Here is a 23,148-nt window from a genome sequence, read left to right on the forward strand (position 1 = left end):
GCAGCCGGTACGGCAAGCAGCGAAGGAGCGGAATTCTAGTCACGCAGATGACACATTGCAAGTCTTTTCTCGCACGCCCCTCCTGGCGCTCCTGCGCCATCTCATTGTCACCTCCTTGCGCCGCCGCAATGCTCCCTCCAGCGCGCCTCCTGTAGGCCAAACCGATGGCCTGCGCGGAACCGACTAGAATATGAGGTTCTCCGCATCCCAAACACACAAGATTTATGCGCTCGCGAATCGCCAAACGCCTCCCTCCCGATGCCGACAAGCTCGTCGGCCTGTCGCTCGCCCTGTTCGCATCGGGCAGCCGCACTGAAGACCGCTTCTGGGAGGCCAAGCTCGACACGCTGCTCGCGAAGGTCGTGCGAAACGGCAATCAGACTACGCTCGACGCCGCGCTCGATCATTTGCAGCAGAACCACCCGGATGCCTACGGCGCGCTCGCGGACATGGCCGAGACCCATAGCGAGTCGTTTGTCGTCGAGCACGACGGCGTGCAGTACGAAGCGCTCCTCGTCGCTGCGCCCGTACTCGCCTGGACGCGCTATGTGATCCCGTCGGGCCCGTTGAAGGCGGAAGCGTCCGACGCGCTGCGCACCCATCTGCAGGCGCACGTGCTGGCGAGCGGTTCGCGTGTTGCGATGGCGCCCTATCTCTATAGCATCGACCAACTGCCGCGCCACCACGTCGAGACCTGGCGTCTCGCGCAGCAACTGACCCAGGCCGCGCTCACGGGCTCGGCCGCGAAGATCAGCGCGAGCGAACTGCCGGAGACTTCGCCGATCCTCGCCGATCCCCGTTTCCTGCTGGCCGTGGTGGCCGCGCCTGTCGGCACTCCGCTGTTCCGCTGGCAGGAAGAAGAAAACGGCTCGCGCATCGAGCGTGGCCAGTGCCTTGAGCAATGGGCGACGCAAGGCGGCGCGAACCTCGCTGTCGTCATGCCGGGCTGCGAATTCGAATGTCTGCTGCCGGACGCCTACTATTCGGCCTGCCGCGATGCCGACGAGCGCGTGCGCCCGCACACGATCCGCACCGCCGTGCGCTATCTGATCGACACCATCGGCGCGACGGCGCAAGACCTGCGCGCGGTTGTCGCGGGCTTCGGCGAACGCCGCATCGACGAGTACCGCGTCGGCTTCACGAAGCGCGGCAGCAACGATGTTCTCTACGGTGTCGTGTGGCCGCTTTATGGCCGCGAAAATGGCGACGCTGACATCGACGAAGAACCGTCCGAGGAAAATGTAGGAGGCGGCCCGATCGAAGAAATCGTCGCGCTGCTGAAGGAATCGGGTATCAACGATATCCGCCGTCATGCCGGCCGTTTCGAGCCCGAGTACTGCGACGACTGCGGTGTGCCGCTCTATGCCGATCCCCTCGGTGAGATTGTTCATGCAGAAATGCCGGAAGATGCTGAGCCCGTTCAGCCACACTTCCACTAAGCAACCTGACGTTTTCCTACCGAGTCCCGCCTGTGTGCGGGACTTTTTTTTGCCCTACGTCCTACGCCATCTGGACAGGCCGTCGGAAGCTTCTCTTTTTGTCATGATGGTGCTGTTGGCCCGGTTTCAAAACGGCGCGCACACATACTGTCGCGTCCGATATTTCGAGAGGCCTGATACGAGAGGAGGGCATTCCCATGCGGTTTGCAGTATTCAATCCGGACGCCGAAAGACGCGAAGGGCTCAAGGCGCTGTTACGACAAATCGACCGGCGCGCGCGTTTTAACGACGCACCCGACTGGCGCAGCGCCGAGCGCGCAATGCAGCGCTTCACGCCCAACCTGCTGGTCATCGACTGGCACGAGGGCATCTTGCCGGGCGAGTTGCGGCACTTCGCCAACCGGCATCGAACACTGCCGATCGCGGTGCTCGTCGATCGCACCGAGCCACCGCATAGCGTGCGGGCCGTGCTCGACGAAGGCGCGCGCGGCATCATCCGGCGCACCACCGATTCCATTCTCATCGTCAAGCTGCTGGAGCTGATCATGCTCGGCGGCGATCATTTGCCTGCCGATATTTTCGGGCCGTCTTTCTGCCCACCGGCACCGTGGCCGGTGCCGCCGCGCCGCAATACGAGAAGCGCCACGGCGTTACGCAAAGGCACGCGAAAGATCGATCTTTCGCCGCGCCAGGAGCAGATCCTGCGTTGCGTGCACATGGGCAGCACGAACAAGATGATCGCCCGCGCCCTCGGCATCAGCGAGGGCACCGTCAAGGTTCATCTGGCGAGCATCTTCCAGCAGCTCGGCGCGCCCAACCGCGCCGCCGCCGTCGCGATCTACCACGGCCTGTTGTCGAGTCAGTTGCAGGTGCTGCGCGCACAACTCGAAAGCGCGCCGAGACCGGCCTATGGCGAACACGGCCAGGTGCCGTTACGCAAGCGCAGCAAAGCGGCCTTCCGCTATCCGTTGCAGACAGACGACACCCTGGAAGCACTACCGCTCGCCGCCGAGGCGGCTACGCCCTATAGCGCCGCCGCGCCAGACGCGCTCGGCCCGCCCGCGCCGCTCGCCGCAACGCAAGCGGACGCGAGCGAAGAGCAGGAGACGCCGCCCGGATGCGCACACGTTTTGCCCTCCAACGAGTAATATGAAGCACATGGGATTCCTATACACGCCGCTTCCGCTCTGGGTGATCGTCGTTGCATGGATTGCATCGGCAGGTTTGCTTGCGCTCGCGTTATGGAACAACCCATTCAAGCGTCTTCAGGACGCGACGCTCCAGCACGTGTGGCTTGCCATCATCGTGGCCGTCTCCGTGCTGTGGGCGAGCAACGCTTGGCTCGAGGACGGCACCGTGCTGCACCTGCTCGGCGCCACCCTGGTGGTCACGCTATTCGACTGGGGGCTCGCGCTCGTCGCCATGGCGGTTGTGGTTGCACTGGCCGCCCTGGTGTTCGATGCCCCGTGGGACGGGGTCGCCCTCACCTTCCTCGTATTTGGCGCCTTTCCAGTAGGGGTTTCGACGCTGCTGCAACGCGCCTGCGTCGCCTGGTTGCCGCGCAATCTTTTCATGTTCATCGTCGGCCAGGGCTTCGTCTCGCCGGCCATCGCGGTGTCTGCGGCGGCGTATCTCGCGCTCGGCACGCACATGGCGCTCAACGACGGGTCAATGCTCACCGTGCCTGCGGGTTATGCGTTTAGCGTATTCCTGCTCGCGTCCGGCGAAGCGTGGTTCACCGGCATGGCCACCGCACTGATTGCGGTCTATCGCCCCGCCTGGGTCACGACCTACGACGTGCGCCGCTATCGCCTCGGCGGCCCGCGCGCCTGAGTGCGCAAGATTGTCCGAGCGTGCCCGCGCACTGCACCATAACCGTACGCTCGCGTCTGACAGATTCCTCGAACGCCTTACCGTAAGCCTGCGCTAGAATGGCCCGGCGCCTGCACGCGTCTGGCCCGAGGACAATGACCGCCCGCCAGCTCCGCGCAATGCAATCGCAACAGCAGTAACCAGCCGCAATCCGCCCTATTCGGCCGTGTGAACGAATTTATTTGTTGCAGGCCCGGAACTCATTCCAGCGCCACCGCATCTTACGTTGCCTGACGTCCCACCCTCATCAAGAACAATCAGATGGACCGCAACAACGCATCCCGCCAGTTGCTGACCGTATTCGGCCGCCTGGCCGCCTGCGCCGCGAGCCTCACGCTGCTGTGGACGCTCCCCGCCCAGGCCGATCAGCTCGAACAGCAAAACGATCTCGTCAACACGTACGTCACGCAGATGCACGCCGATCCGCTCGTCGCCAGTTGCGCGGCGCACGGCAAGTTCATCGCCAGCACGTCGACTGTCCTCGATCACGTCGAATTTCCGCCCAGCTCCTTCGACAGCACGCACGCCACCGTGACGCCCTGGAACGATTCGTTCGACGAAGGCAAGCAGCGCGTGAAAGTCGACACGATCGTAACCGTCGATGGCGTCGGCGTACCGCAGGACAGCGCTCACGCACCCTACGATCTCAAGTTCCGCTGTGGCTATGTCGGCCAGCAGATTCTCGCATTCAGCTGGAACGATCCAGTGCCGCCGTCGCGCGCGCATAGCGAAAGCAGCGCCGCAGCAGGCGGCACGGCTTCGCATGTGAGCAGCCGGCACGGCGGCAAATCGAAGAAGGCCGCCGTCAAGGGCAAGAGCAAGGGCTCGAAGAAAGCGACGTCAAGCAAGTCGAGCCACAAATCGTCCGCGACATCGAAGAGCAGCACGAAGTCCACGACGAAATCGACGTCGAAGTCCACCGCGAAGTCCACGGCAAAGAAATCGACAACAAAGAAGAAGTCGACAACACAATGATCTCGCGCGCTTCGATCTGAAGCGCACGCGACCAGAAAACACGAAGGGGGAAGCGGCTCACACCGCTTCCCCCTTTTTTATGCCGCCGCCGCGCTCAGCGCACGGCAGCGCCTGTGACTAGATTCAGGCAAACGTCTCGACGTGATGCAGGATCGCCTGCAGCATCGCGGCGCCCAGTGCGGCGCTGCGCTCGCCGTTCCAGCCCACGCGCTCGTCGGGCAGGTTCGCGTTGTCCTTGAACGGCATTTCCAGCGTGAGCGACAGGCAGCCGTACTTGTGGCCGATGTACTTCGACGCCAGCTTGAGCGCGTCTTCGCGATAGCGGCTCGCTTCGTAGCCATGCTTGTCCTGGAAGTCCGGGCTCGCGATCTTGAACGCTTCGATAAACGCGGTCTGCTCCTTGCGCTGCTGATCGGTGAAACCCGGCAGCATTTCCGAGCCCGCCACGAACACGTACGGCAGCGTTTCGTCACCGTGAATGTCGAAGAACAGATCGCAGCCGGTGTCTTCGATCGCTTCGCGCACGAGCAGCACTTCAGGGCTGCGCTGCGCGTCCGGCTCCATCCATTCGCGGTTCAGGTTCGCGCCCGCAGCATTCGTGCGCAGGTTGCCGTGGCGGCTGCCGTCCGGGTTCATGTTCGGCACGATGTGGAAGACAGCATGATCGAAGATCTTGCGCGCGACCGGATCGCCCGCCCAGTCGCCCATGCCCGCGAGACGCTTCACCAGGCCTTCGACGAACCATTCGGCCATCGTCTCGCCCGGATGCTGGCGCGCGATGATCCACACGGTTTTCTTCGGCTTGCCCGCGGGCGTGTCGTCGCCGGGCGTCGCGAGCGTCAGCAGCGACATCGGACGGCCTTCGACGGTCTGGCCGAGTTCCGTGAGCATCGCGTGCGGCAGTTGCTGCATCATGCCGATGAACTCGGAATGGCGCTCCTCGCCGTACGGCTCGAAATAGGCGTAATAGATGCTGTCGAAATCGGGCGTGTGGTCGATCGTGAGCACCTTGCCGTCATACGACGTCGGCACGCGGAACCAGTTCACGCGGTCGTAGCTCGCGACCGCTTCGTAGTTACGCCAGCCTTCCGGGAACGCACACTGCGCCGCGTTTTCGAACGTCATCACGCAGCGCTCGCCGCGCACGCCCGAAATGCGGAAATAGAACCACTGCGCGAATTCCGACTGATTATCGGGGCGCACGCGCAGGCGGATCTTGTCGGCCTCTTCGCACGACAGCACGTCGATCGCACCCGCGTCGAACTGGCTGGAAATGGAAATCGTCATGACTTTTCCTTCGCTGGGTCAGCAATCAAATCGTTGAGTCAACCGCTCAGTCGGCAATGCGCCGGCGGAATACATAAGTGGAATCGTTCGATGCGTCGGCATCGAATGCGTAGCCTTCGACGTCGAAGCCCTTGAGCGCTTCGGGTTCGGCGATGCGGTTCTCGACCGCATAACGCGCCATCAGGCCGCGCGCGCGCTTCGCGTGGAAGCTGATGATCTTGTAGCGGCCGCCCTTCCAGTCCTCGAACACCGGCGTGACGATGGGCGCCGCCAGCTTCTTCGGCTTGACGGCCTTGAAGTATTCGGTGGACGCGCAGTTCACCAGCACGCGTGCGCCCTTGCTGTTGCTCTCCAGCTGCGCGTTGAGTGCGTGCGTGATGCGCTCGCCCCAGAACGCGTAGAGATCCTTGCCGCGCGGATTCTCGAAGCGCGTGCCCATCTCCAGACGATAAGGCTGCAGCAGGTCGAGCGGACGCAGCACGCCATAGAGCCCCGACAGCACGCGCACGTGGTTCTGCGCGTAGTCGAGATCGGCATGCGAGAGCGAGCGGGCGTCGAAGCCTTCGTAGACATCGCCATTGAAGGCCAGCACGGCCTGCTTGGCGTTGTCGCGGCTGAACTTCGTCGACCAGTCTGCGTAGCGCTGGAAGTTCAGGCGCGCAAGCGGATCCGAGATGCTCATGAGCGTGCCGATCTGCTGCGGCGACAGGCGGCGCAGGCCGTCGATCAGCTCGGCGGCGTCGTCGACGAAATCGGGGATGGTGTGGGCGTCGATGTGCGCCGGCGTGTCATAGTCGAGCGATTTGGCCGGCGACAGAACGATTATCATAGAGGCTTGCAGGCACCCAGGTGCCGATGTTTAAGGCGAAAGCCCGATTGTAGCGAATTCACGAATGACCGGTTTCACGCCCCTTGACCTTGCCCTCTCCCAGACCGACGCCGGCCCGCTGGCCGTGGTGCTCGATTCCAACATCTGGCTCGATATTCTCGTCTTCGACGACCCGCATACGCGGGCGATCCGCACGGCGCTGGAACGCGGTGCGCTGGTCGCGCTGATCGACGCGCGCTGTCAGGGCGAACTGGCCCATGTGCTGGACTATCCGCAGTTTCAGGGGCGCGGCACCGACAAGGCCGGCGCGCTCGCCATGCTGGCCACGCTGGTGCGCCCGATCGAGCCGCCGGAGCTGCCCGCCGACGCACGCCCCCTGCCGCAATGCCGCGACCGCGACGACCAGAAGTTCCTGGAACTGGCGCGCGCGAGCGGCGCGGCGTGGCTGGTCTCGAAGGATCGCGCGGTGCTGAAGATGGCCAGGCGCATCGCACGCGACTTCGGGTTTCGGATCGGCACGCCGGATACGTTTGTCGCTGCATGCGGGCTGACGCCACCTGAAGCCACCTGAAACCACCTGAAGCGGCCTGACCGGCGCTGTCCTACAATCGGGCTTCCGGGTTTTCTGAAAGCCTTCCCGTCCCACCGTCATCCACTGTCCGCGCCATGAACGCACCGCATCCGTCGCAAGAGTCCCAGCAAAACCTGCTCACACCCTCTTTTCCGTCGCGCCTGCCCAATGTCGGCACGACGATCTTCACGGTGATGAGCGCGCTCGCCGCCGAAAAAGGCGCGGTGAACCTCGGTCAGGGCTTCCCCGATTTCGGCTGCGACGAGCGTATCGTCGATGCGGTCGCGCAGGCGATGCGTGACGGCCACAACCAGTACCCGCCGATGGCCGGCGTCGCCGCACTGCGCGAAGCGATCTCCGACAAGATCGCCAGCGTCTATGGCCGCCGCTACGACGCCGCCAGCGAGATCACGGTGACGGCGGGCGCGACCCAGGCGCTGCTCACGGCAATCCTCGCGACCGTGCATCCCGGCGACGAAGTGATCGTGGTCGAGCCGACCTACGACAGCTACCTCCCATCGATCGAACTCGCGGGCGGCAAGCCGGTGTTCGTGACGCTCGAAGCGCCCGACTACGCGATTCCGTTCGATCGTCTCGCCGCGGCGATCACGCCGAAGACGCGCCTGATCCTCATCAACACGCCGCACAACCCGACGGGCACGGTCTGGCGCACTGACGACATGCGCAAGCTCGAAGAGATCGTGCGCGGCACCAACGTGCTGATCCTCTCCGACGAGGTCTACGAGCACATGGTCTACGACGGCCAGCCGCACGAGAGCGTCGCGCGCTATCCGGAACTGGCCGCGCGCAGCTTCATCGTGTCGAGCTTCGGCAAGACCTATCACGTGACGGGCTGGAAGGTGGGCTACGTGGCCGCGCCCGCCGCGCTCACGGCGGAATTCCGCAAGGTGCATCAGTTCAACGTGTTCACCGTCAACACGCCGATGCAGGTCGGGCTCGCGCACTATCTGCGCGATCCGCAGCCGTATCTGGAACTGCCCGCGTTCTATCAGAAGAAGCGCGACTTCTTCCGCGCGGGTCTCGCCAATTCGCGCTTCAAGCTGCTGCCCTGCGAGGGCACCTACTTCCAGTGCGTCGATTATTCGGCGATCAGCGACCTGCCCGAAGCCGAGTTCTCGAAGTGGCTCACCGCCGAAATCGGCGTAGCCGCAATTCCGGTGTCGGCGTTCTATCACGAGCCGCACGAATCGGGCGTCGTGCGCTTTTGCTTCGCGAAGCAGGAAAGCACGCTCGCGAGCGCACTCGAACGCCTCGCGCGCCTCTGACGCGCGCTTCACAGGCATCACACGTCAAACCGCGCGATGCGTCCGCGAACGTCAGATCGTTCCCGGGCATCGCGCGAGTTGCCTCGCGTTCCCGCACGCGCGGCTAGTGCTTCAAGACGCGGCTTAAGACGTCGCCTCGATATACGCCTTGCGGTCGGCGCCCACGCGCTGTGCGGCAGGCCGCTCGCCCAGCAGCTTCACGTACGCCTTCCAGTCCACGCCAGCCTCGGCCAGCATGTCGCGGCCGTAGATCTTCTGCGTCGCCATGCCGATCAGCGGCAGGTTCACGAATGCCGACATATCCACGATGCCGAACTGCGCGCCGCGCGCATACGGCGCGAACGTGGCAAGACGCTTGAGGCTCGCGATATAGCGCGTCACGCGCTTTTCGACGCTGCGCTTGACCTCGTCGCTCACCGTGCCGCCGAAGAACGCCTCGCCGTAAAGCTCGCGCACGGCCAGTTCCAGATGCGTCTCGATCACGGTGATCAGCTCGCGCTCCTTGGCCGCCTGCCACGGATCGGCGCTAAAGATGCGCTTGTCGGGATAGCGCGCCGCCAGATACTCGACGATCACTTCCGATTCGCACAGAAAGCCCTGCTCCGTCTCGATGAACGGCACTTTGCCCGTGGCCGACTCGGCGAGTTGCGCTTCGGCGAGCGGCAGCTTCGTCAGCACTTCCTCGAACTCGATGCCGTGCTCGAGCAGCACGAACTTGACCTTGTTGTAGTAGTTCGAGAGGGCAAAACCATGCAGCTTGATCATCCTCGTTTCCTCCTGGGGGGGCGACGGCCTGCGTGCCGGCCGGGGTGAACCCTGGACACGACGGAAAAGCGCAGAACCTTTTTCATAAAAATGTACGACCGTGCTATTCTAGGCCAATCATGGAGCCACGCTTCCAATGACTTATTACGATTTCAACATTGAGACACCCGGCACCGCCGACACCTTCGCCAAACTCGCGGCAAAAGGCAAGCTCGACGCATCGCGCATGACGTCCGCGATGACTGCCGTTCATCCGCACATTCTCTCGACCGAGGCATCGCAATGAGCGCCGAACTCCGCACCAGCCGCCCGCAGAACCATGAATCGACGCTCGTGCTCACGCTGTCGAATCCCGGCGCGCGCAACGCGCTGCACCCCGACATGTACGCCGCGGCCATCGAAGCGTTCGACGCGGCCGAGCGCGACGAGTCGCTGCGCGCCATCATCCTCACCGGCGCCGACAACTTCTTTTGCGCGGGCGGCAACTTGAACCGCCTGCTGGAAAATCGCGCCAGGGATCCGTCGGTGCAGGCCGCCAGCATCGACATGCTTTCGCACTGGGCCACGGCGATGCGTCAGTCGAGCAAGATCGTGATCGCCGCCGTCGAGGGCGCAGCTGCGGGCGCGGGCTTCTCGCTCGCGCTGGCCGCCGACCTGCTCGTGGCCGCTGACGACGCCAAGTTCGTCATGGCCTATTCGCGCGTGGGCCTCACGCCCGATGGCGGCGGCTCGTGGTTCCTCTCGCATGCGCTGCCGCGCGCCCTCGCCTTCGAGGTGATGCTCGAAGGCAAGCCGATTGGCGCGCAGCGTCTAGCGGATCTGGGTGTCGTGAACCGCGTGGTCAAGCCGCACAGCGCACTCGACGCCGCGCTCGCGTGGGCCGACGAACTCGCGAAGATCTCGCCGAATTCCGCCTCGCGCATCAAGGCGCTGACGAACGCCGCGCCGCTGCAGACGCTCGATGCGCAACTCGTCGACGAGCGCGAGAGCTTCGTGAGCTCGCTGCATCATCGCGACGGGCTCGAAGGCATCACCGCGTTCCTCGAAAAGCGCGCGCCGGTCTATAAGCGATAAGCAAGCGATGAACAGACGATGAGCGAATTCCAACTCCCCAAGCGCCGCCGCATCTACCTGATGCGCCACGGCGACGTCACCTACTTCGACGACAGCGGCCGCGCGATCGATCCCGACACCGTGCCGCTCAACGAAACCGGCCGCGCGCAGGCAAGCGCGGCGGGCCAGGCATTTGCGCAGCAAGGCGTGCGCTTCGATCGCGTGATCGTGAGCGGCTTGCGGCGCACGGTCGAAACGGCGCAGCACGTGCTTGCCGCGACCGGCCAGAAGATCGCGATGGAAGAGCAACCTGCGTGGCAGGAAATTCGCGGCGGACGTCTTGCCGATATCCCGCCCGCCGATGTCGAGGACGCCTTCCTGCGCGCCTTCGATGGCGTGGTGCCCGAACAGACGCGCTTTCTTGGCGGCGAGTCCATCGGCGAGCTGCTCGAACGCGTGCTGCCCGCCGTCGCCGCGCTGCGCGCCGATACGTCGTGGGACACGGCGCTGCTGGTGCTGCACGGCGGCGTGAACCGCGCGATTCTCTCGCACGCGATCACTGCGGGCGGCCGCACGTTCTTCGGCCACCTTGCGCAGACGACGGGCTGCATCAACGCGCTCGACGTCGGCGACGCGCCGCATGACTGGGTCGTGCGCACGCTCAACTACGCCCCGCCCACTCCGCTGCACCGCGACGTGCGCAACACGACGATGGAGATGCTGTACGCGCAATACCTGCGCTATCGCCCGGAGCGCTAGCACAAGCACCTCATACTGGAATACTGAAAAAGGGAGACAGACATGGCGCAAGCCACGCCGGATGGAGACACAACCCGCACAACCCACAGTAGTAACCAGAACCACAGCCAGAACCTCAAGCCAAGCGACGCAGATCGCTTGAACGACTTTTCGGCATTTGAAGGCACGCGCCCGGTCGCCGAGCGCCAGCGCTTCGACACGGCGGCGCTTGCCGCCTGGCTCGCGGCGCACGTCAAGGGCTTCGAAGGCCCGCTCACCGTCGAGCAGTTCGCAGGCGGCCAATCGAATCCCACCTTCAAGCTCGTGACGCCGTCGCGCAGCTATGTCATGCGTGCGAAGCCCGGCCCGAAGGCGAAGCTCCTGCCCTCGGCGCACGCCATCGAGCGCGAATACCGCGTGATGGATGCGCTCGGCGCGACCGACGTGCCGGTCGCGAAGATGCTCGCGCTCTGCGAGGACGAAGCCGTGATCGGCCGCGCGTTCTACGTGATGGAGTTTGTCGAAGGCCGCGTGCTGTGGGATCAGTCGCTGCCCGGCATGACGCGCGAGGAGCGCGGCGCGATCTATGACGAAATGAACCGCGTGATCGCCGCGCTCCATAACGTCGATCCGAACGCCATTGGCCTCGCCGACTACGGCAAGCCCGGCAATTACTTCGCACGCCAGATCGATCGCTGGAGCCGCCAGTACCAGGCGTCGGAAACCGAATCGATCGAAGCGATGAATCGACTGATCGAGTGGCTGCCAAAACACGTCCCGGACGAAAGCAGCGAAAGCAGCGCGGGCAGCGCGCGCGTATCGATCGTGCATGGCGACTTCCGCCTCGACAACCTGATCTTCCACCCTACCGAGCCGCGCGTGCTTGCGGTGCTCGACTGGGAACTGTCGACGCTCGGCAATCCGCTCGCCGATTTTTCGTATCACTGCATGGCGTGGCACGTGGAGCCGGGACAGTTTCGCGGCATCGGCGGGCTCGACTGGGCGGCGCTCGGGATCCCCGACGAGCAGGCCTATGTGCGCCGCTACTGCGAGCGCACGGGCCTCACGATCCACGGCGACTGGAACTTCTATCTTGCCTACAACATGTTCCGCATCGCGGCCATCCTGCAGGGGATCATGAAGCGCGTCGTCGACGGCACGGCCGCCAGCGCGCAAGCCGCCGATGCGGGCCGCCGCGCGAAACCGATGGCCGAACTCGCGTGGCATTACGCGCAGAAGGTTCGCTAAACCTGTTCGCTTAGGCTGTCCGCCAAGCCGTACACAATCCGCACTCGATACTGCTCAGTGCTTCTTTAGTGCTCTATTGCCGAGGTCCTGGATGAATTTCGATTACACCCCGAAGGTGCAGGCGCTGCGCGAGAAGCTGCTCGCGTTTTTCGACGAACACATCTACCCGAACGAAGCCGTCTATCACGCGGAAGTCGAGCGCAACCGCGCCAACGGCAACCCGTGGATCGCGACCGAAATCGTCGAGCAACTCAAGGTCAAGGCGCGCGAAGCAGGCCTGTGGAACCTGTTCCTGCCCGAATCGCATCGCGGCGCGGGCCTGACGAACCTCGAATACGCACCGCTGTGCGAGATCATGGGCCGCGTGATCTGGGCGCCCGAAGTGTTCAATTGCAGCGCGCCCGACACTGGCAACATGGAAACCATCGAGCGCTACGGCAATGACGAGCACAAGCGCCAGTGGCTCGAACCGCTGCTGCAAGGCCAGATCCGCTCGGCGTTCCTGATGACGGAGCCGGAAGTCGCGTCATCGGACGCCACCAATATCCAGACGCGCATCGAGCGCGACGGCGACGACTACGTCATCAACGGTACGAAGTGGTGGTCGTCGGGCGCGGGCGACCCGCGCTGCGCCATCTATATCGTGATGGGCAAGACCGATCCCGACGCGCCGCGCCACGCGCAGCAGTCGATGATTCTCGTGCCCGCCGACGCCGCCGGCATCACGGTCAAGCGCCCGCTCACCGTGTTCGGCTACGACGACGCGCCGCACGGCCATATGGAAATCAAGCTGGAAAACGTGCGCGTACCGGCGTCGAACATCCTGCTGGGCGAAGGTCGCGGCTTCGAGATCGCGCAAGGCCGCCTCGGGCCGGGCCGCATTCACCACTGCATGCGCCTGATCGGCCTCGCGGAACGCGCGCTCGAATTCATGTCGAAGCGGGCGCTCTCGCGCGTCGCCTTCGGCAAGACCATCGCGCAACAGACCGTCACGCAGGAGCGCATCGCCGAAGCGCGCTGCATGATCGAGCAGGCGCGCCTGCTCACGCTCAAGACCGCGTACATGATGGACACCGTGGGCAACAAGGGCGCGCGCGGCGAAATCGCGATGATCAAGGTGGTCGCGCCGGGCATGGCCTGCCAGGTGCTGGACTGGGCGATCCAGGTGCATGGCGGCGGCGGCGTAAGCGGCGATTTCCCGCTGGCCTACGCTTACGCGCAGGCACGCACGCTGCGCTTCGCCGACGGCCCGGACGAGGTGCACCGCAACGCCATCGCCAAGCTCGAACTCGCGCGCTATATGGATGCAGGCGCAGCGTCGCGCGTGGAAATGCCGGTGACGCGCTCGTAACGTTGCCGCACCGTCAGGGCTGCGTGGCGAGCGCGCTCGCCACGGCGGCCAGCGTGCGCTTGCGGATCCAGCCGCTCGCCACGCGAATGGCGCACCAGTACGGCGTCATCAGCGCTTTTGTGGTCAACGACGGGCAATCGACGAAGGTCTCGGTGACGAGCCTTGCCTCGCTCTGCCCTTCCTCCAGCACCCGAAAGCGCAGCACCAGCCTGGCGATATCGTTGCGCGCGAGTGCGATGAACGCGTCGGCATCGGCCACCTTCACAAGGCCGAAATCGGGACGCCAGAACCGGCCCGCGAGTCCGAACGTCAATTCACGCTCATCGCGATGCAACGGCGTAAACGCCGACAGGCCGAACGGCTCGCACTGCTTGCCGCCCAGCCGCTGCACCAGCCGCTCGGGCCATTCGCGCACGCGCAGCAGCGTGTCGATGACTGGATCGTCGCGCATGTCGAATGCCGCAACGGCATCGATGATGCGCGACGGCGGCGCTTGCCCCATCGTCGCTTCGTGCCGCTCGTAGAACGTGTAATCCGCAAGAAATGGCGCAGGTGACGCGGTTCGATCGACCATCGCATCCATAGGCGAAATCGCCTTCCGTGAACGTTGCCCAACATGATGCCATCACCGGGCGGCGCGCGATCCCCACGCTGGCATTGAGGTCACTCGCACGGCTTTGGCGGCGTGCATCGAACTATGCTAACGTCCGCGAGATCCGGCGCCCGGCAACCGTGCGCCTCCCAGGTGCTTACGCAATCACGAAAGTCACGATAAGGAGTCACGATGATCGACGTCTATAGCTGGGCGACGCCCAACGGCCACAAAGTCCACATCATGCTGGAGGAGACCGGTCTCGCGTACCGCGTGCATCCCGTCGATATCGGCGCGGGCGACCAGTTCAAGCCCGAATTTCTCGACATCAGCCCGAACAACAAAATCCCGGCGATCACCGACTCCGAAGGCCCGGTGCGCGCGGACGGCAAGCCGTTCTCGCTGTTCGAGTCCGGCGCCATCCTCGTTTATCTGGCCGCGAAGACGGGCAAGTTCATGCCCGAAGACCTGGCCGCGCGCTACGACGTGCTGCAATGGGTGATGTTCCAGATGGGCGGCCTAGGCCCGATGCTCGGCCAGGCGCACCACTTCCGCATCTACGCGCCCGAGAAGATCGAGTACGCGGTGAATCGCTACACGAACGAGGCGAAGCGTCTCTACAACGTGATGGAAACACAGCTCGAAAAAACCGAATATCTGGCAGGCAACGAATACACCATCGCTGATATCGCCGCGTTCCCGTGGACGCGCTCGTGGCAAAACCAGGGCGTCGATCTCGATGCGCTGCCCAATGTAAAACGCTGGCACGAGACCATTGCGGCGCGTCCGGCCGTGCAACGCGGCGTCGAGGTGCTGGCCAGCGCGCGCAAGCCGCTCATGGACGACAAGGCGAAGGAAATGCTGTTCGGTGCGACGCAATACGCGAAGCACGATTCGAAGGCGGCTTGATCGCCCGTTGAATCGAGACCGTAAAAAAGGGCGTCGGGTGAAAAACCCGACGCCCTTTTTTGATTCCAGCGAATGCGCCGGATCAGAAGTAATGCCGCGAAATGAATTCGGCGATACACGCGGGTCGATCGATGCCCTCGCACTCCAGGTGCACGTTCCAGACCACCTGCGCGCCGCCGCCTTCGACATCGCTCACCTCTTTCACGGCAAAGCGCCCGCGCAGCTTCGCGCCGACCGGCACCGGCGACGTGAAGCGCACACGGTTCAGCCCGTAGTTCACGCCCATGCGCTGACGTATCGTCACCGTCGACGCCAGCAGCACCGGCATCAGCGAAAGCGTAAGAAAGCCATGCGCGATCGGGCCGCCAAACGGCGACTCGCGGCGCGCGCGCTCCGCGTCAATGTGGATCCACTGATGATCGCCGGTTGCGTCGGCGAAACCCTGCACGCTCGCCGCGCTCACTTCGCGCCACGGGCTCACGAAAGGCTCGGCGCCGACCAGCGCGCGCAGCGCGGCCAGATCGGCGATTTCCACAGTTGCAGCGACTGCGCTCATGCCGTGTCTCCTGTTTTCAGAATGCCTGGATTCAAGCGCCCGGATGGCGCAGGCCGAACAGGCCTTTCGAGCTGACCGTCACGACCAGTTCGCCGTGCTGGTTGCGCCCTTCCCAGCGCGTTTCGACGATGCCGCGATCGGGCTTGCTCTGCGAGACGCGCTTGCTCACGACGATATTGGTCATCGACAGCGTGTCGCCCACGCGCACCGGCTTGATCCAGCGAATCTCGTCGATGCCCGGCGAGCCCATCGAGGTCGAGTCCTTGAAGAAGTTGCGCACCAGCATGCCCATCATCGTCGAGCAGGTATGCCAGCCGCTCGCCACGAGCGCGCCAAACATCGACGCCTCGCCGCCCGCCTCACTCAGGTGGAACGGCTGCGGATCGTACTTCTGCGCGAACTCCACGATCTCCTCGCGCCCGAACGTGTGCGAGCCCACTTCATACGACTTGCCCACTTCGAGATCTTCGTAACTCAAACCCATCGATGGCTCTCCAGATCGATTCGACTACAACCCCATGCTTACGCGGCGGCCTGCGCGAAACCCGGCAGCGAGGCGAAGCGTTCGAGGTGATAGTCGACGTCGCCGAGCGTGGTTTCGATGATCGCGAGACGCTTGAACAGATGCGCCGCCGCAACTTCGTCGGTCACGCCCATGCCGCCGTGCAGCTGCACCGCCTGCTGGCCGACATAGCGCGCCGCCTGCCCCACGCGCACCTTTGCCGCGGAAATCGCGCGGCGGCGCTCGTCGGGCGAAGCGCTACTGTAGCGCGCCGCCGCGAGATACGTGAGGGAGCGCGCCTGCTCGCCGTGAATCAGCATCTCGGCCATGCGGTGCTGGAGCGCCTGGAAACGCGCGATCGGCACGCCGAACTGCTGGCGCGTCTTCGTGTATTCGACCGTCGCGTGATTGAGCGCGTCGATGGCGCCGACGGCTTCCGCGCACAGCAGGAAGGTCGCGTAGTCGGCCACCTGCTCCCACGTCGCTGCGCCCGCGTTGCCCAGACGTCGTGCCTGCGCGCCGTCGAACGTGAGCGTCGCAGCGCGCTGGCCGTCGATGGTGCGGTAGTCGGCGACCGTCACGCCCTTGGCGTCGCGCGCGACCACGAACAGCGCCACTTCGCCCGCCAGATGGGCCGGCACGATCCAGTAGTCGGCCTGCGCACCGTGCTGGACGACCGATTTCGCGCCAGTGAGCGCAAAGCCGTCGCCGGTTTCCTTCGCCGTCGTGGCCAGCGTCAGCAGGTCGTAGCGCGAACCGGGTTCGTGGAACGCAGGTGCCAGCTTGATCTCGCCGGTGGCGACGCGTTCGAGCAGCGCGGCATTGTCCGCATTGTCTGCGCCCGCGAGCTTGAGCGCTTCGATGCTCACGGCGCTCGCCCAGTACGGCTCGACCACGAGCGCGCGGCCCAGCTCCTGCATGACCACGAGCATGTCGAAGGTCGAACCGTCGAAGCCGCCCTGCTCCGCCGGCACCGGCAGCGCGGTCAGGCCCAGTTCGACGAACGCATTCCAGTGCGCGGCCGACACGCCCTCGGGCGTCTTCACGATCGCCCGGCGCGCTTCAAAGCCGTAGTTCTTGTCGAGATAGCGACGCAGCGCGTCGGCGAGTTGCTGTTGCTCTTCGGTGAAATTGAAGTCCATTGCGCCGCTCCTCAAATCCCCAGAATCATCTGCGCGATGATGTTCTTCTGGATTTCGTTCGATCCGCCGTAAATCGACGTCTTGCGGTAATTGAAGTAGTAAGCCGCGAGCGGGGCCGCGTCGTCGTCGCCCGCCGCCGAATGCGCGTGCTCGCCTTCAAGGAAGTCCGGGTCGAACGGCGCCGCGAGCGGCCCGACCGCATCGACCATCAGCTCGGTCAGCGCCTGCTGGATCTCGGTGCCCTTGATCTTGAGCATCGACGCCTCGGGGCCAGGGCCGCGGCCGTTGTTGCTGCTCGCGATCACGCGCTCGGCCGTGACTTCCAGCGCCATTAGCTCGATTTCGACGGCGGCCACGCGCGACGCGAACACCGGGTCGAGCAGCAGCGGCTTGCCGTTCTTCTTCTGGTTCAGCGCGACGTGCTTGAGGAACGCGAGTTCGCGGTTCGACGCGCCAACCCGCGCGATACCCGTGCGTTCGTGGCCCAGCAGGTACTTCGCGTAAGTCCAGCCGCGATTTTCCTCGCCGACGAGGTTTTCGACCGGCACCTTCACGTCCTCGAAGAACACTTCGTTGACCTCATGGTCTTCGTCGAGCGTGATGATCGGGCGCACCGTGATGCCGGGCGTCTTCATGTCGATCAGCAGGAACGAGATGCCTTCCTGCTTTTTCGCGGCGGGGTCGGTGCGCACGAGGCAGAACATCATGTCGGCGTGCTGGCCGAGCGTCGTCCAGGTCTTCTGGCCGTTGACGATGTAGTGGTCACCTTCGCGAACGGCCTTCGTGCGCAGCGAGGCGAGATCGGAACCCGAACCCGGCTCCGAATAGCCCTGGCACCACCAGTCTTCGCCCGAGAGAATACGCGGCAGATAGCGACGCTTTTGCGCCTCGTTGCCGTACTTCATGATCACGGGCGCGACCATCGACACGCCGAACGGCAGGACCGGCGGCGCGCCGATGCGGCCGCACTCGGCGTCCCAGATGTGGCGCTGCGCTTCGGTCCAGCCGGGGCCGCCCCATTCGGCAGGCCACGCGGGCGCCGACCAGCCTTTTGTGCCGAGCAGCTTGTGCCAGTCCGCAATGTCTTCGCGGCTCAGGCGTTTGTGGTTGAGAACTTTGGCGCGGGCGTCCTGAGGCACGTTGGCCTCAAGCCAGTTGCGGACTTCGGCGCGAAATGCTTCGTCGGTGGGGGAGTAGTCGAGATCCATGCGGTTTGTCTCCTGGCCGCGGCTGGTTGGGAGCGAACCCGAACCGCGGCGAAGATCCGCATGGCTATTGCAGCGGACCCTTCAGCGCGGCCGGTACCGGCAGCGGCATCACATCGATGCCTTCTTCGACGAGAGCTCGCGCATCCTCCGCCGAAGCGACGCCGCGAATATTGCGCGCGGGTGCTTCGTTGTAGTGCATGCGCCGGGCTTCCTCGGCAAAGCGGTCGCCTACGTTCTCCGTTTTCTCCAGGACCTCGCGGATCGCGCGCAACGCCTGCGCCTGCCACTGCGCGGACGGCCCGGCGTTGCCGGACTGGCCACCCGCTGCGGGCGAAGAAGCCGACGCAGCCGATGACCCTGCACTCGTCGCGCCCGACAGATTCAGCCGGGGCGCGGACGGCACGCGGGCCACGCTGGTGGCGCCGCACATCGGACATTCAACCAGCTTGCGCGAAAGCTGCGATTCGAAATCGTCAGCGGAAGCGAACCAGCCTTCAAACCGATGGCCGTCTGGGCACTGTAAATCGAGGACCTTCATGGGGAATCGAGGCTTGCGTTGGAGTGTATCGCAAAATGAAAATTTGTGAACGATCGTTCGTAAAATTTCCGGACGGGGAAAACACCGATGCCAGCTGTTGACCGGTGCTCAATCGGCAGCGAATCGGTGGTCGATTGTAGCGCTGCGCGCTGCGGCACGCTTGCCTTTGCCTGCCGCAAATGTGTGGCGCGCATGTGAAAACGGCGGCCTTGTGGGCCGCCGTTTTTAAAGCACTGTCGAGCGTTACGCCGGCTGCCCGAGCGGCCAGCTACCTGAGAGCGCCTTCTCCAGCCAGAACGTGCCGATGATGGTTTTCACGTCCGTGATCTTGCCCTCGCGCACCCACTCAAGCAGTTCGGGCAGCGTCGCGGTGAAGGTTTCCAGGAATTCGCCTTCGTCGAGTTTCGACTCGCCCGCCGTCAGGCCGCGCGCGAGATAGATGTCGATGAACTCGGTCGAGTACGAAATCACCGGATGAATCTGCGTCAGGTAGATGTACTCCCGCGCCGTGTAGCCGGTTTCTTCCTTGAGCTCGCGCTTCGCGCAGGCAAGCGCGCCTTCCTGCGGATCGAGCTTGCCCGCCGGGAATTCGGTCATCACGCGCGCGAGCGGATAGCGGTACTGGCGCTCCATCAGCACGCGGCCGTCGTCGAAGAGCGGAATCACCATCACCGCGCCCGGATGCTGGACGTATTCGCGCGTGGCGTGCTTGCCGTCGGGCAACGCCACCGTATCGCACTTGAGCGTCAGGAATTTGCCCGCGTGGAGCGTCGTACTTTCCACACACGTCTCGGCGAGCGCCGGGTCGTGTTTCTGATCTTCAGCAGCCATGTTCAACCTCGGGAGGATCGGAATTAGGAATTGGACTTGAAACTGGAACTGGAACTGGAACTGGAACTGGAACTGGGCAGGCGCGGCAAAAGCCGCGCAGCAATCGAAGGTGCAGGCGCCCCGCTGTCGAGCGAGGCGCGCACATCACGCCGAACGGCGTTTGACGAGATATTGCCAGGTGAAGCCGGGGAACGCGAACACGACAAAAAGACTGAACGTGATGGCGTAGAACTGCCAGCCCTGGTCGAAGCGGTTACCGGCGCGCGCTTCCAGCAGGAAGCCGAACGCACCGACCACGAAATACAGCACGATCAGCTCTGCGATGCGGATCCACGCGCTCTTTTTGGGCGCGCGCATCGGCAGGAAACCGAACAGACGCTGATTGAGAAACGGCAGGTTGGCGCCCGCAAGCGCCAACAACACGATAAACCACCCTGCTGCCGACATATTACAGGGGCAGCGAATGCGTGACGGCTTGCAGGCACAGCGACATCAGCGGGCCCGGAATGATGCCGAGCACGAGCACGGCCACACCGTTGATCGTCAACATCGCGCGGTTGCTTGCATGGCTCTGGATCGGCGAGCTGTCCTGCGGCGCATCGAAGTACATCAGCTTGACGATACGCAGGTAGTAGAACGCGCCGAACAGCGACGTGATCACCGCGAGGATCGCGAGCCACGTGAGGCCAGCGTTCATCGTCGCCTCAAGCACAGCGAGCTTCGCGTAGAAGCCGACCGTCGGCGGAATGCCAGCGAGCGAGAACATCACGAGCATCATGACGAACGCGAGCATCGGGCTGCGATGGTTCAGGCCCTTGAAGTCGTCGAGCGTTTCCGCTTCGAAGTCGCGGCGCGCGAGCATCATCACCACGCCGAACGCGCCGAGCGTCGTGATCAGGTAGACGATGCTGTAGAACATCGCCGAGCTGTACGCGCTGGCTGCGCCCGTCGCCTTGTTGTCGACGATGCCGGCCAGCAGGCCGAGCAGCACGAAGCCCATGTTCGAGATCGCCGAGTACGCCAGCATGCGCTTGACGTTACGCTGGACGATACCCGTGATGTTGCCGACGATCATCGACAGCGCCGCGAGAATGATCAGCATTTCCTGCCAGTCGACGGCCAGCGGCAGCAGACCCATGACGAGGAAACGCACGGCCCACGCAAATGCCGCGACCTTCGGGCCGCCGCCGGTGAGCAGCGTCATTGCCGTGGGGGCGCCTTGATAGACGTCCGGCACCCACATGTGGAACGGCACCGCGCCCATCTTGAACGCCACGCCCGCGACCACGAACACCACGCCGAACAGCAGCACGATGTCGTTGATGTGGCCCGAGGCAACCGCCTTGAACACGTCGGACAGATCGAGCGAACCGGTCGCGCCGTACAGCATCGAGATGCCGTACAGCAGGAAGCCCGAAGCCAGCGCACCCAGCACGTAGTACTTCATCGCGGCTTCGTTCGACTGCGAAGCGTCGCGGCGCAGCGCGATCAGCGCGTAGAGCGACAGCGACATCAGTTCGAGGCCGAGGTACAGCGTGAGGAAGTTGTTGCCCGAGATCATCACGATCTGGCCGAGCAGCGAGAACATGCCAAGCAGGAAGAACTCGCCCCGGAACAGGTCGCGGTCTTCGAGGTACTTGCGCGAGTACACGATCGACACGGCGTAGCCGAGCGTCACGACCGCCTTCATCGCGCTGGCGAATGCATCGATCACGTACATGCGCGAGAAGAAATAGCTCGGCTGTTGCGTGTCGAAGGCGTTCACCGCGAACCAGATGCCGGCGACGATCGTCGTCAGCAAGGCGATGAGATAGGTCGTACGCCGGCCCGAAGGACCGGAGAACGTGTCGTTGAGCCACGCGACGATGATGCCGGCGAGGACCAGCGCATCGGGTAGCAGAGCGTACATAGGGGCGTTTGGCATGATCTTTTGTTCCTCCGCTCGGTATTACTGTGACAGCGGCAGTTTCGACACTGCGACGTGGGAGAGGAGGTTTTCCACGGAAACGTGCATCACATCGGTAAAGGGCTTCGGGTAGATGCCCATGAAAAGCGTGAACAGCGCGAGCACGACCAGAATCCCGTACTCACGGCAGTTGATGTCCTTCAGCTCGCGAACGTGATCGTTCGAGATGGCGCCGAAGTACACCCGCTTGTACATCCACAACGTGTAGGCCGCGCCCAGGATCAGCGTGAACGCCGCCCCGAATGCGATCCAGAAGTTGTACTTCACAGCCGCCAGAATCACCATGAATTCGCCGACGAATCCCGAGGTGCCCGGCAAGCCGCAGTTGGCCATGGCAAACAGCATGGCCAGCGCCGCGAACTTCGGCATCGTGTTGACGACGCCGCCGTAATCGGCGATCTGACGCGTATGCATGCGGTCATACAGCACCCCGATGCACAGAAACATGGCGCCCGAGACGAAGCCGTGCGAAATCATCTGGATGATCCCGCCTTCGACTGCAAGCTGGCTCGACGGGCCGAACATAAAGAAGCCGAGCGTGACGAAGCCCATGTGGGCGATCGACGAATACGCGACCAGCTTTTTCATGTCCGACTGCACCATCGCCACGAGGCCAATATAAATAACGGCGATCAGCGACAACGTGATGATGACAGGCGCCAGATAGTGACTCGCGTCCGGCGTCACCGGCAGCGAGAAACGCAGGAAACCGTACGCGCCGAGCTTGAGCATGATGGCGGCCAGCACCACCGAGCCGCCCGTGGGCGCTTCGACGTGCGCGTCCGGCAACCACGTGTGAACCGGGAACATCGGCACCTTGACCGCGAACGCAAAGAAGAACGCGACGAATAGCAGGATCTGCGGCGTCATCGCCAGCTTCACATCCTGCCAGGCGGCCAGTTCGAACGTGTGCGTCACACGGTACAGATACAGCAACGCGATCAGCATCAACAGCGAGCCGGCCAGCGTGTACAGAAAAAACTTGAAGGCTGCGTAGACGCGATTCGGGCCGCCCCAGACACCGATGATGATGTACATCGGGATCAGCGTGGCTTCGAAGAACACGTAAAACAGCAGGCCGTCAGCGGCGCAAAAGACGCCGACCATCAGACCCGACAGGACAAGGAAGGCGGCGAAATACTGCGCGACGTCTTCCTTGATGACCTGCCAGCCCGCGATCACGACGATCACGGTAATGAGCGCCGTGAGCACCACGAACCACACCGCGATGCCGTCGACGCCCAGGTGATAGGCAATGTTGAAACGGTCGATCCAGACCGACTTCTCCTCGAACTGCAAGGCAGCCGTGGTGGTGTCGAAGCCCGAAACGAGCGGCAGCGTAACGAGGAAACTAAGCACTGAACCGATGAGCGCGAGCCAGCGGGCTCGGCCCGGGTTCCGGTCGGAACCCACTACTAAAACGACGATGCCGAAGATGATCGGCATCCAGATCGCAATACTGAGAATCGGGGTTGCGTGCATGCGTTTCC

Annotated in this window: 25 protein-coding genes; 12 read left to right on the forward strand and 13 right to left on the reverse strand. The window is 63.9% G+C overall.

What is annotated here, in order from left to right:
• Nucleotides 1-224 precede the first annotated feature (224 nt).
• From BBA01S_RS29250 to BBA01S_RS29265, 4 genes are all read left to right on the forward strand, one after another.
• Complete coding sequence (locus BBA01S_RS29250) at nt 225-1,439, forward strand: DUF2863 family protein (RefSeq protein ID WP_027819550.1); 1,215 nt, start codon at nt 225-227, stop codon at nt 1,437-1,439.
• Nucleotides 1,440-1,636: 197 nt separating this feature from the next.
• A complete protein-coding gene (locus BBA01S_RS43280) occupies nt 1,637-2,587 on the forward strand; it encodes a response regulator transcription factor (RefSeq protein ID WP_063750575.1) in 951 nt (316 codons plus the stop codon).
• A 10-nt stretch (nt 2,588-2,597) separates the two neighbouring features.
• A complete protein-coding gene (locus BBA01S_RS29260; RefSeq protein WP_027819551.1) occupies nt 2,598-3,272 on the forward strand; it encodes an energy-coupling factor ABC transporter permease in 675 nt (224 codons plus the stop codon).
• Between the two features lie 300 nt (nt 3,273-3,572).
• Nucleotides 3,573-4,286 (forward strand): BspC domain-containing protein, encoded by a 714-nt coding sequence (locus tag BBA01S_RS29265; protein WP_027819552.1) that lies wholly within the window; start codon nt 3,573-3,575, stop codon nt 4,284-4,286.
• Nucleotides 4,287-4,409: 123 nt separating this feature from the next.
• On the opposite strand, the gene BBA01S_RS29270 is transcribed toward BBA01S_RS29265, so the two are convergent.
• Complete coding sequence (locus BBA01S_RS29270) at nt 4,410-5,573, reverse strand: M14 family metallopeptidase (RefSeq protein ID WP_027819553.1); 1,164 nt, start codon at nt 5,571-5,573, stop codon at nt 4,410-4,412.
• A gap of 46 nt (nt 5,574-5,619) precedes the next feature.
• Nucleotides 5,620-6,402, reverse strand: a complete 783-nt coding sequence (yaaA, locus tag BBA01S_RS29275; protein ID WP_027819554.1) for a peroxide stress protein YaaA — start codon at nt 6,400-6,402, stop codon at nt 5,620-5,622.
• A 64-nt stretch (nt 6,403-6,466) separates the two neighbouring features.
• On the opposite strand from yaaA, the gene BBA01S_RS29280 reads away from it, so the two are divergent.
• Nucleotides 6,467-6,973: a putative toxin-antitoxin system toxin component, PIN family gene (locus tag BBA01S_RS29280; RefSeq protein WP_042298098.1), complete on the forward strand. Its 507-nt coding sequence runs from the start codon at nt 6,467-6,469 to the stop codon at nt 6,971-6,973.
• 95 nt (nt 6,974-7,068) lie between these two features.
• On the forward strand, nt 7,069-8,259 hold the full coding sequence (locus BBA01S_RS29285; protein WP_027819556.1) for a pyridoxal phosphate-dependent aminotransferase: 1,191 nt from the start codon (nt 7,069-7,071) through the stop codon (nt 8,257-8,259).
• Nucleotides 8,260-8,382: 123 nt separating this feature from the next.
• On the opposite strand, the gene BBA01S_RS29290 is transcribed toward BBA01S_RS29285, so the two are convergent.
• Nucleotides 8,383-9,024, reverse strand: coding sequence for a glutathione S-transferase family protein (locus BBA01S_RS29290; RefSeq protein WP_027819557.1), 642 nt, complete (start codon nt 9,022-9,024; stop codon nt 8,383-8,385).
• 136 nt (nt 9,025-9,160) lie between these two features.
• Here BBA01S_RS29290 and BBA01S_RS47105 point away from each other — a divergent pair, with 136 nt between their 5' ends.
• The 5 genes from BBA01S_RS47105 to BBA01S_RS29315 all read left to right on the forward strand — a co-directional run bounded on the left by BBA01S_RS47105 (nt 9,161) and on the right by BBA01S_RS29315 (nt 13,414).
• Nucleotides 9,161-9,310, forward strand: coding sequence for a hypothetical protein (locus tag BBA01S_RS47105; protein ID WP_156966123.1), 150 nt, complete (start codon nt 9,161-9,163; stop codon nt 9,308-9,310).
• Nucleotides 9,307-10,098 (forward strand): oxepin-CoA hydrolase, alternative type, encoded by a 792-nt coding sequence (locus BBA01S_RS29300; RefSeq protein ID WP_027819558.1) that lies wholly within the window; start codon nt 9,307-9,309, stop codon nt 10,096-10,098. The genes BBA01S_RS47105 and BBA01S_RS29300 overlap by 4 nt, the downstream gene beginning before the upstream one ends.
• Before the next feature lie 18 nt (nt 10,099-10,116).
• Nucleotides 10,117-10,836 (forward strand): histidine phosphatase family protein, encoded by a 720-nt coding sequence (locus BBA01S_RS29305; RefSeq protein ID WP_027819559.1) that lies wholly within the window; start codon nt 10,117-10,119, stop codon nt 10,834-10,836.
• A gap of 138 nt (nt 10,837-10,974) precedes the next feature.
• On the forward strand, nt 10,975-12,063 hold the full coding sequence (locus tag BBA01S_RS29310; RefSeq protein ID WP_027819560.1) for a phosphotransferase: 1,089 nt from the start codon (nt 10,975-10,977) through the stop codon (nt 12,061-12,063).
• Nucleotides 12,064-12,154: 91 nt separating this feature from the next.
• Nucleotides 12,155-13,414 carry an acyl-CoA dehydrogenase family protein gene (locus BBA01S_RS29315; RefSeq protein WP_027819561.1) on the forward strand — a complete coding sequence of 420 codons (1,260 nt, stop codon included), beginning with the start codon at nt 12,155-12,157 and terminating at the stop codon, nt 13,412-13,414.
• A 13-nt stretch (nt 13,415-13,427) separates the two neighbouring features.
• Here BBA01S_RS29315 and BBA01S_RS29320 read toward each other — a convergent pair whose 3' ends face one another.
• On the reverse strand, nt 13,428-13,997 hold the full coding sequence (locus BBA01S_RS29320; RefSeq protein WP_042298099.1) for a hypothetical protein: 570 nt from the start codon (nt 13,995-13,997) through the stop codon (nt 13,428-13,430).
• A 201-nt stretch (nt 13,998-14,198) separates the two neighbouring features.
• Here BBA01S_RS29320 and BBA01S_RS29325 point away from each other — a divergent pair, with 201 nt between their 5' ends.
• Nucleotides 14,199-14,915 (forward strand): glutathione binding-like protein, encoded by a 717-nt coding sequence (locus tag BBA01S_RS29325; protein ID WP_027819563.1) that lies wholly within the window; start codon nt 14,199-14,201, stop codon nt 14,913-14,915.
• A gap of 82 nt (nt 14,916-14,997) precedes the next feature.
• Here BBA01S_RS29325 and BBA01S_RS29330 read toward each other — a convergent pair whose 3' ends face one another.
• From BBA01S_RS29330 to BBA01S_RS29370, 9 genes are all read right to left on the reverse strand, one after another.
• A complete protein-coding gene (locus BBA01S_RS29330; RefSeq protein WP_027819564.1) occupies nt 14,998-15,471 on the reverse strand; it encodes a MaoC family dehydratase in 474 nt (157 codons plus the stop codon).
• Between the two features lie 31 nt (nt 15,472-15,502).
• Nucleotides 15,503-15,955, reverse strand: coding sequence for a MaoC family dehydratase (locus BBA01S_RS29335; RefSeq protein WP_027819565.1), 453 nt, complete (start codon nt 15,953-15,955; stop codon nt 15,503-15,505).
• 38 nt (nt 15,956-15,993) lie between these two features.
• On the reverse strand, nt 15,994-17,115 hold the full coding sequence (locus BBA01S_RS29340; protein WP_027819566.1) for an acyl-CoA dehydrogenase family protein: 1,122 nt from the start codon (nt 17,113-17,115) through the stop codon (nt 15,994-15,996).
• An 11-nt stretch (nt 17,116-17,126) separates the two neighbouring features.
• On the reverse strand, nt 17,127-18,323 hold the full coding sequence (locus tag BBA01S_RS29345; protein WP_027819567.1) for an acyl-CoA dehydrogenase family protein: 1,197 nt from the start codon (nt 18,321-18,323) through the stop codon (nt 17,127-17,129).
• Nucleotides 18,324-18,387: 64 nt separating this feature from the next.
• Nucleotides 18,388-18,861, reverse strand: a complete 474-nt coding sequence (locus BBA01S_RS29350; protein WP_027819568.1) for a DUF1178 family protein — start codon at nt 18,859-18,861, stop codon at nt 18,388-18,390.
• 243 nt (nt 18,862-19,104) lie between these two features.
• Nucleotides 19,105-19,692 (reverse strand): NUDIX domain-containing protein, encoded by a 588-nt coding sequence (locus BBA01S_RS29355; protein WP_027819569.1) that lies wholly within the window; start codon nt 19,690-19,692, stop codon nt 19,105-19,107.
• Between the two features lie 144 nt (nt 19,693-19,836).
• Nucleotides 19,837-20,139: a DUF2818 family protein gene (locus tag BBA01S_RS29360; RefSeq protein ID WP_027819570.1), complete on the reverse strand. Its 303-nt coding sequence runs from the start codon at nt 20,137-20,139 to the stop codon at nt 19,837-19,839.
• Between the two features lies 1 nt (nt 20,140).
• Nucleotides 20,141-21,616 carry an NADH-quinone oxidoreductase subunit NuoN gene (gene nuoN / locus BBA01S_RS29365; protein ID WP_042298100.1) on the reverse strand — a complete coding sequence of 492 codons (1,476 nt, stop codon included), beginning with the start codon at nt 21,614-21,616 and terminating at the stop codon, nt 20,141-20,143.
• Between the two features lie 24 nt (nt 21,617-21,640).
• Nucleotides 21,641-23,140 (reverse strand): NADH-quinone oxidoreductase subunit M, encoded by a 1,500-nt coding sequence (locus BBA01S_RS29370; protein WP_027819572.1) that lies wholly within the window; start codon nt 23,138-23,140, stop codon nt 21,641-21,643.
• Nucleotides 23,141-23,148: the final 8 nt, after the last annotated feature.

The sequence above is a fragment of the Paraburkholderia bannensis NBRC 103871 genome (assembly GCF_000685015.1).
Classification (GTDB): Bacteria; Pseudomonadota; Gammaproteobacteria; order Burkholderiales; family Burkholderiaceae; genus Paraburkholderia; species Paraburkholderia bannensis.

Coding starts and splice junctions, on each gene's coding strand:
- BBA01S_RS29250 (WP_027819550.1), top strand. CDS start 225: ATGCGCTCGCGAATCGCCAAACGCCTCCCTCCCGATGCCGACAAGCTC.
- BBA01S_RS43280 (WP_063750575.1), top strand. CDS start 1,637: ATGCGGTTTGCAGTATTCAATCCGGACGCCGAAAGACGCGAAGGGCTC.
- BBA01S_RS29260 (WP_027819551.1), top strand. CDS start 2,598: ATGGGATTCCTATACACGCCGCTTCCGCTCTGGGTGATCGTCGTTGCA.
- BBA01S_RS29265 (WP_027819552.1), top strand. CDS start 3,573: ATGGACCGCAACAACGCATCCCGCCAGTTGCTGACCGTATTCGGCCGC.
- BBA01S_RS29270 (WP_027819553.1), bottom strand. CDS start 5,573: ATGACGATTTCCATTTCCAGCCAGTTCGACGCGGGTGCGATCGACGTG.
- yaaA (WP_027819554.1), bottom strand. CDS start 6,402: ATGATAATCGTTCTGTCGCCGGCCAAATCGCTCGACTATGACACGCCG.
- BBA01S_RS29280 (WP_042298098.1), top strand. CDS start 6,467: ATGACCGGTTTCACGCCCCTTGACCTTGCCCTCTCCCAGACCGACGCC.
- BBA01S_RS29285 (WP_027819556.1), top strand. CDS start 7,069: ATGAACGCACCGCATCCGTCGCAAGAGTCCCAGCAAAACCTGCTCACA.
- BBA01S_RS29290 (WP_027819557.1), bottom strand. CDS start 9,024: ATGATCAAGCTGCATGGTTTTGCCCTCTCGAACTACTACAACAAGGTC.
- BBA01S_RS47105 (WP_156966123.1), top strand. CDS start 9,161: ATGACTTATTACGATTTCAACATTGAGACACCCGGCACCGCCGACACC.
- BBA01S_RS29300 (WP_027819558.1), top strand. CDS start 9,307: ATGAGCGCCGAACTCCGCACCAGCCGCCCGCAGAACCATGAATCGACG.
- BBA01S_RS29305 (WP_027819559.1), top strand. CDS start 10,117: ATGAGCGAATTCCAACTCCCCAAGCGCCGCCGCATCTACCTGATGCGC.
- BBA01S_RS29315 (WP_027819561.1), top strand. CDS start 12,155: ATGAATTTCGATTACACCCCGAAGGTGCAGGCGCTGCGCGAGAAGCTG.
- BBA01S_RS29320 (WP_042298099.1), bottom strand. CDS start 13,997: ATGGATGCGATGGTCGATCGAACCGCGTCACCTGCGCCATTTCTTGCG.
- BBA01S_RS29325 (WP_027819563.1), top strand. CDS start 14,199: ATGATCGACGTCTATAGCTGGGCGACGCCCAACGGCCACAAAGTCCAC.
- BBA01S_RS29330 (WP_027819564.1), bottom strand. CDS start 15,471: ATGAGCGCAGTCGCTGCAACTGTGGAAATCGCCGATCTGGCCGCGCTG.
- BBA01S_RS29335 (WP_027819565.1), bottom strand. CDS start 15,955: ATGGGTTTGAGTTACGAAGATCTCGAAGTGGGCAAGTCGTATGAAGTG.
- BBA01S_RS29340 (WP_027819566.1), bottom strand. CDS start 17,115: ATGGACTTCAATTTCACCGAAGAGCAACAGCAACTCGCCGACGCGCTG.
- BBA01S_RS29345 (WP_027819567.1), bottom strand. CDS start 18,323: ATGGATCTCGACTACTCCCCCACCGACGAAGCATTTCGCGCCGAAGTC.
- BBA01S_RS29350 (WP_027819568.1), bottom strand. CDS start 18,861: ATGAAGGTCCTCGATTTACAGTGCCCAGACGGCCATCGGTTTGAAGGC.
- BBA01S_RS29355 (WP_027819569.1), bottom strand. CDS start 19,692: ATGGCTGCTGAAGATCAGAAACACGACCCGGCGCTCGCCGAGACGTGT.
- BBA01S_RS29360 (WP_027819570.1), bottom strand. CDS start 20,139: ATGTCGGCAGCAGGGTGGTTTATCGTGTTGTTGGCGCTTGCGGGCGCC.
- nuoN (WP_042298100.1), bottom strand. CDS start 21,616: ATGCCAAACGCCCCTATGTACGCTCTGCTACCCGATGCGCTGGTCCTC.
- BBA01S_RS29370 (WP_027819572.1), bottom strand. CDS start 23,140: ATGCACGCAACCCCGATTCTCAGTATTGCGATCTGGATGCCGATCATC.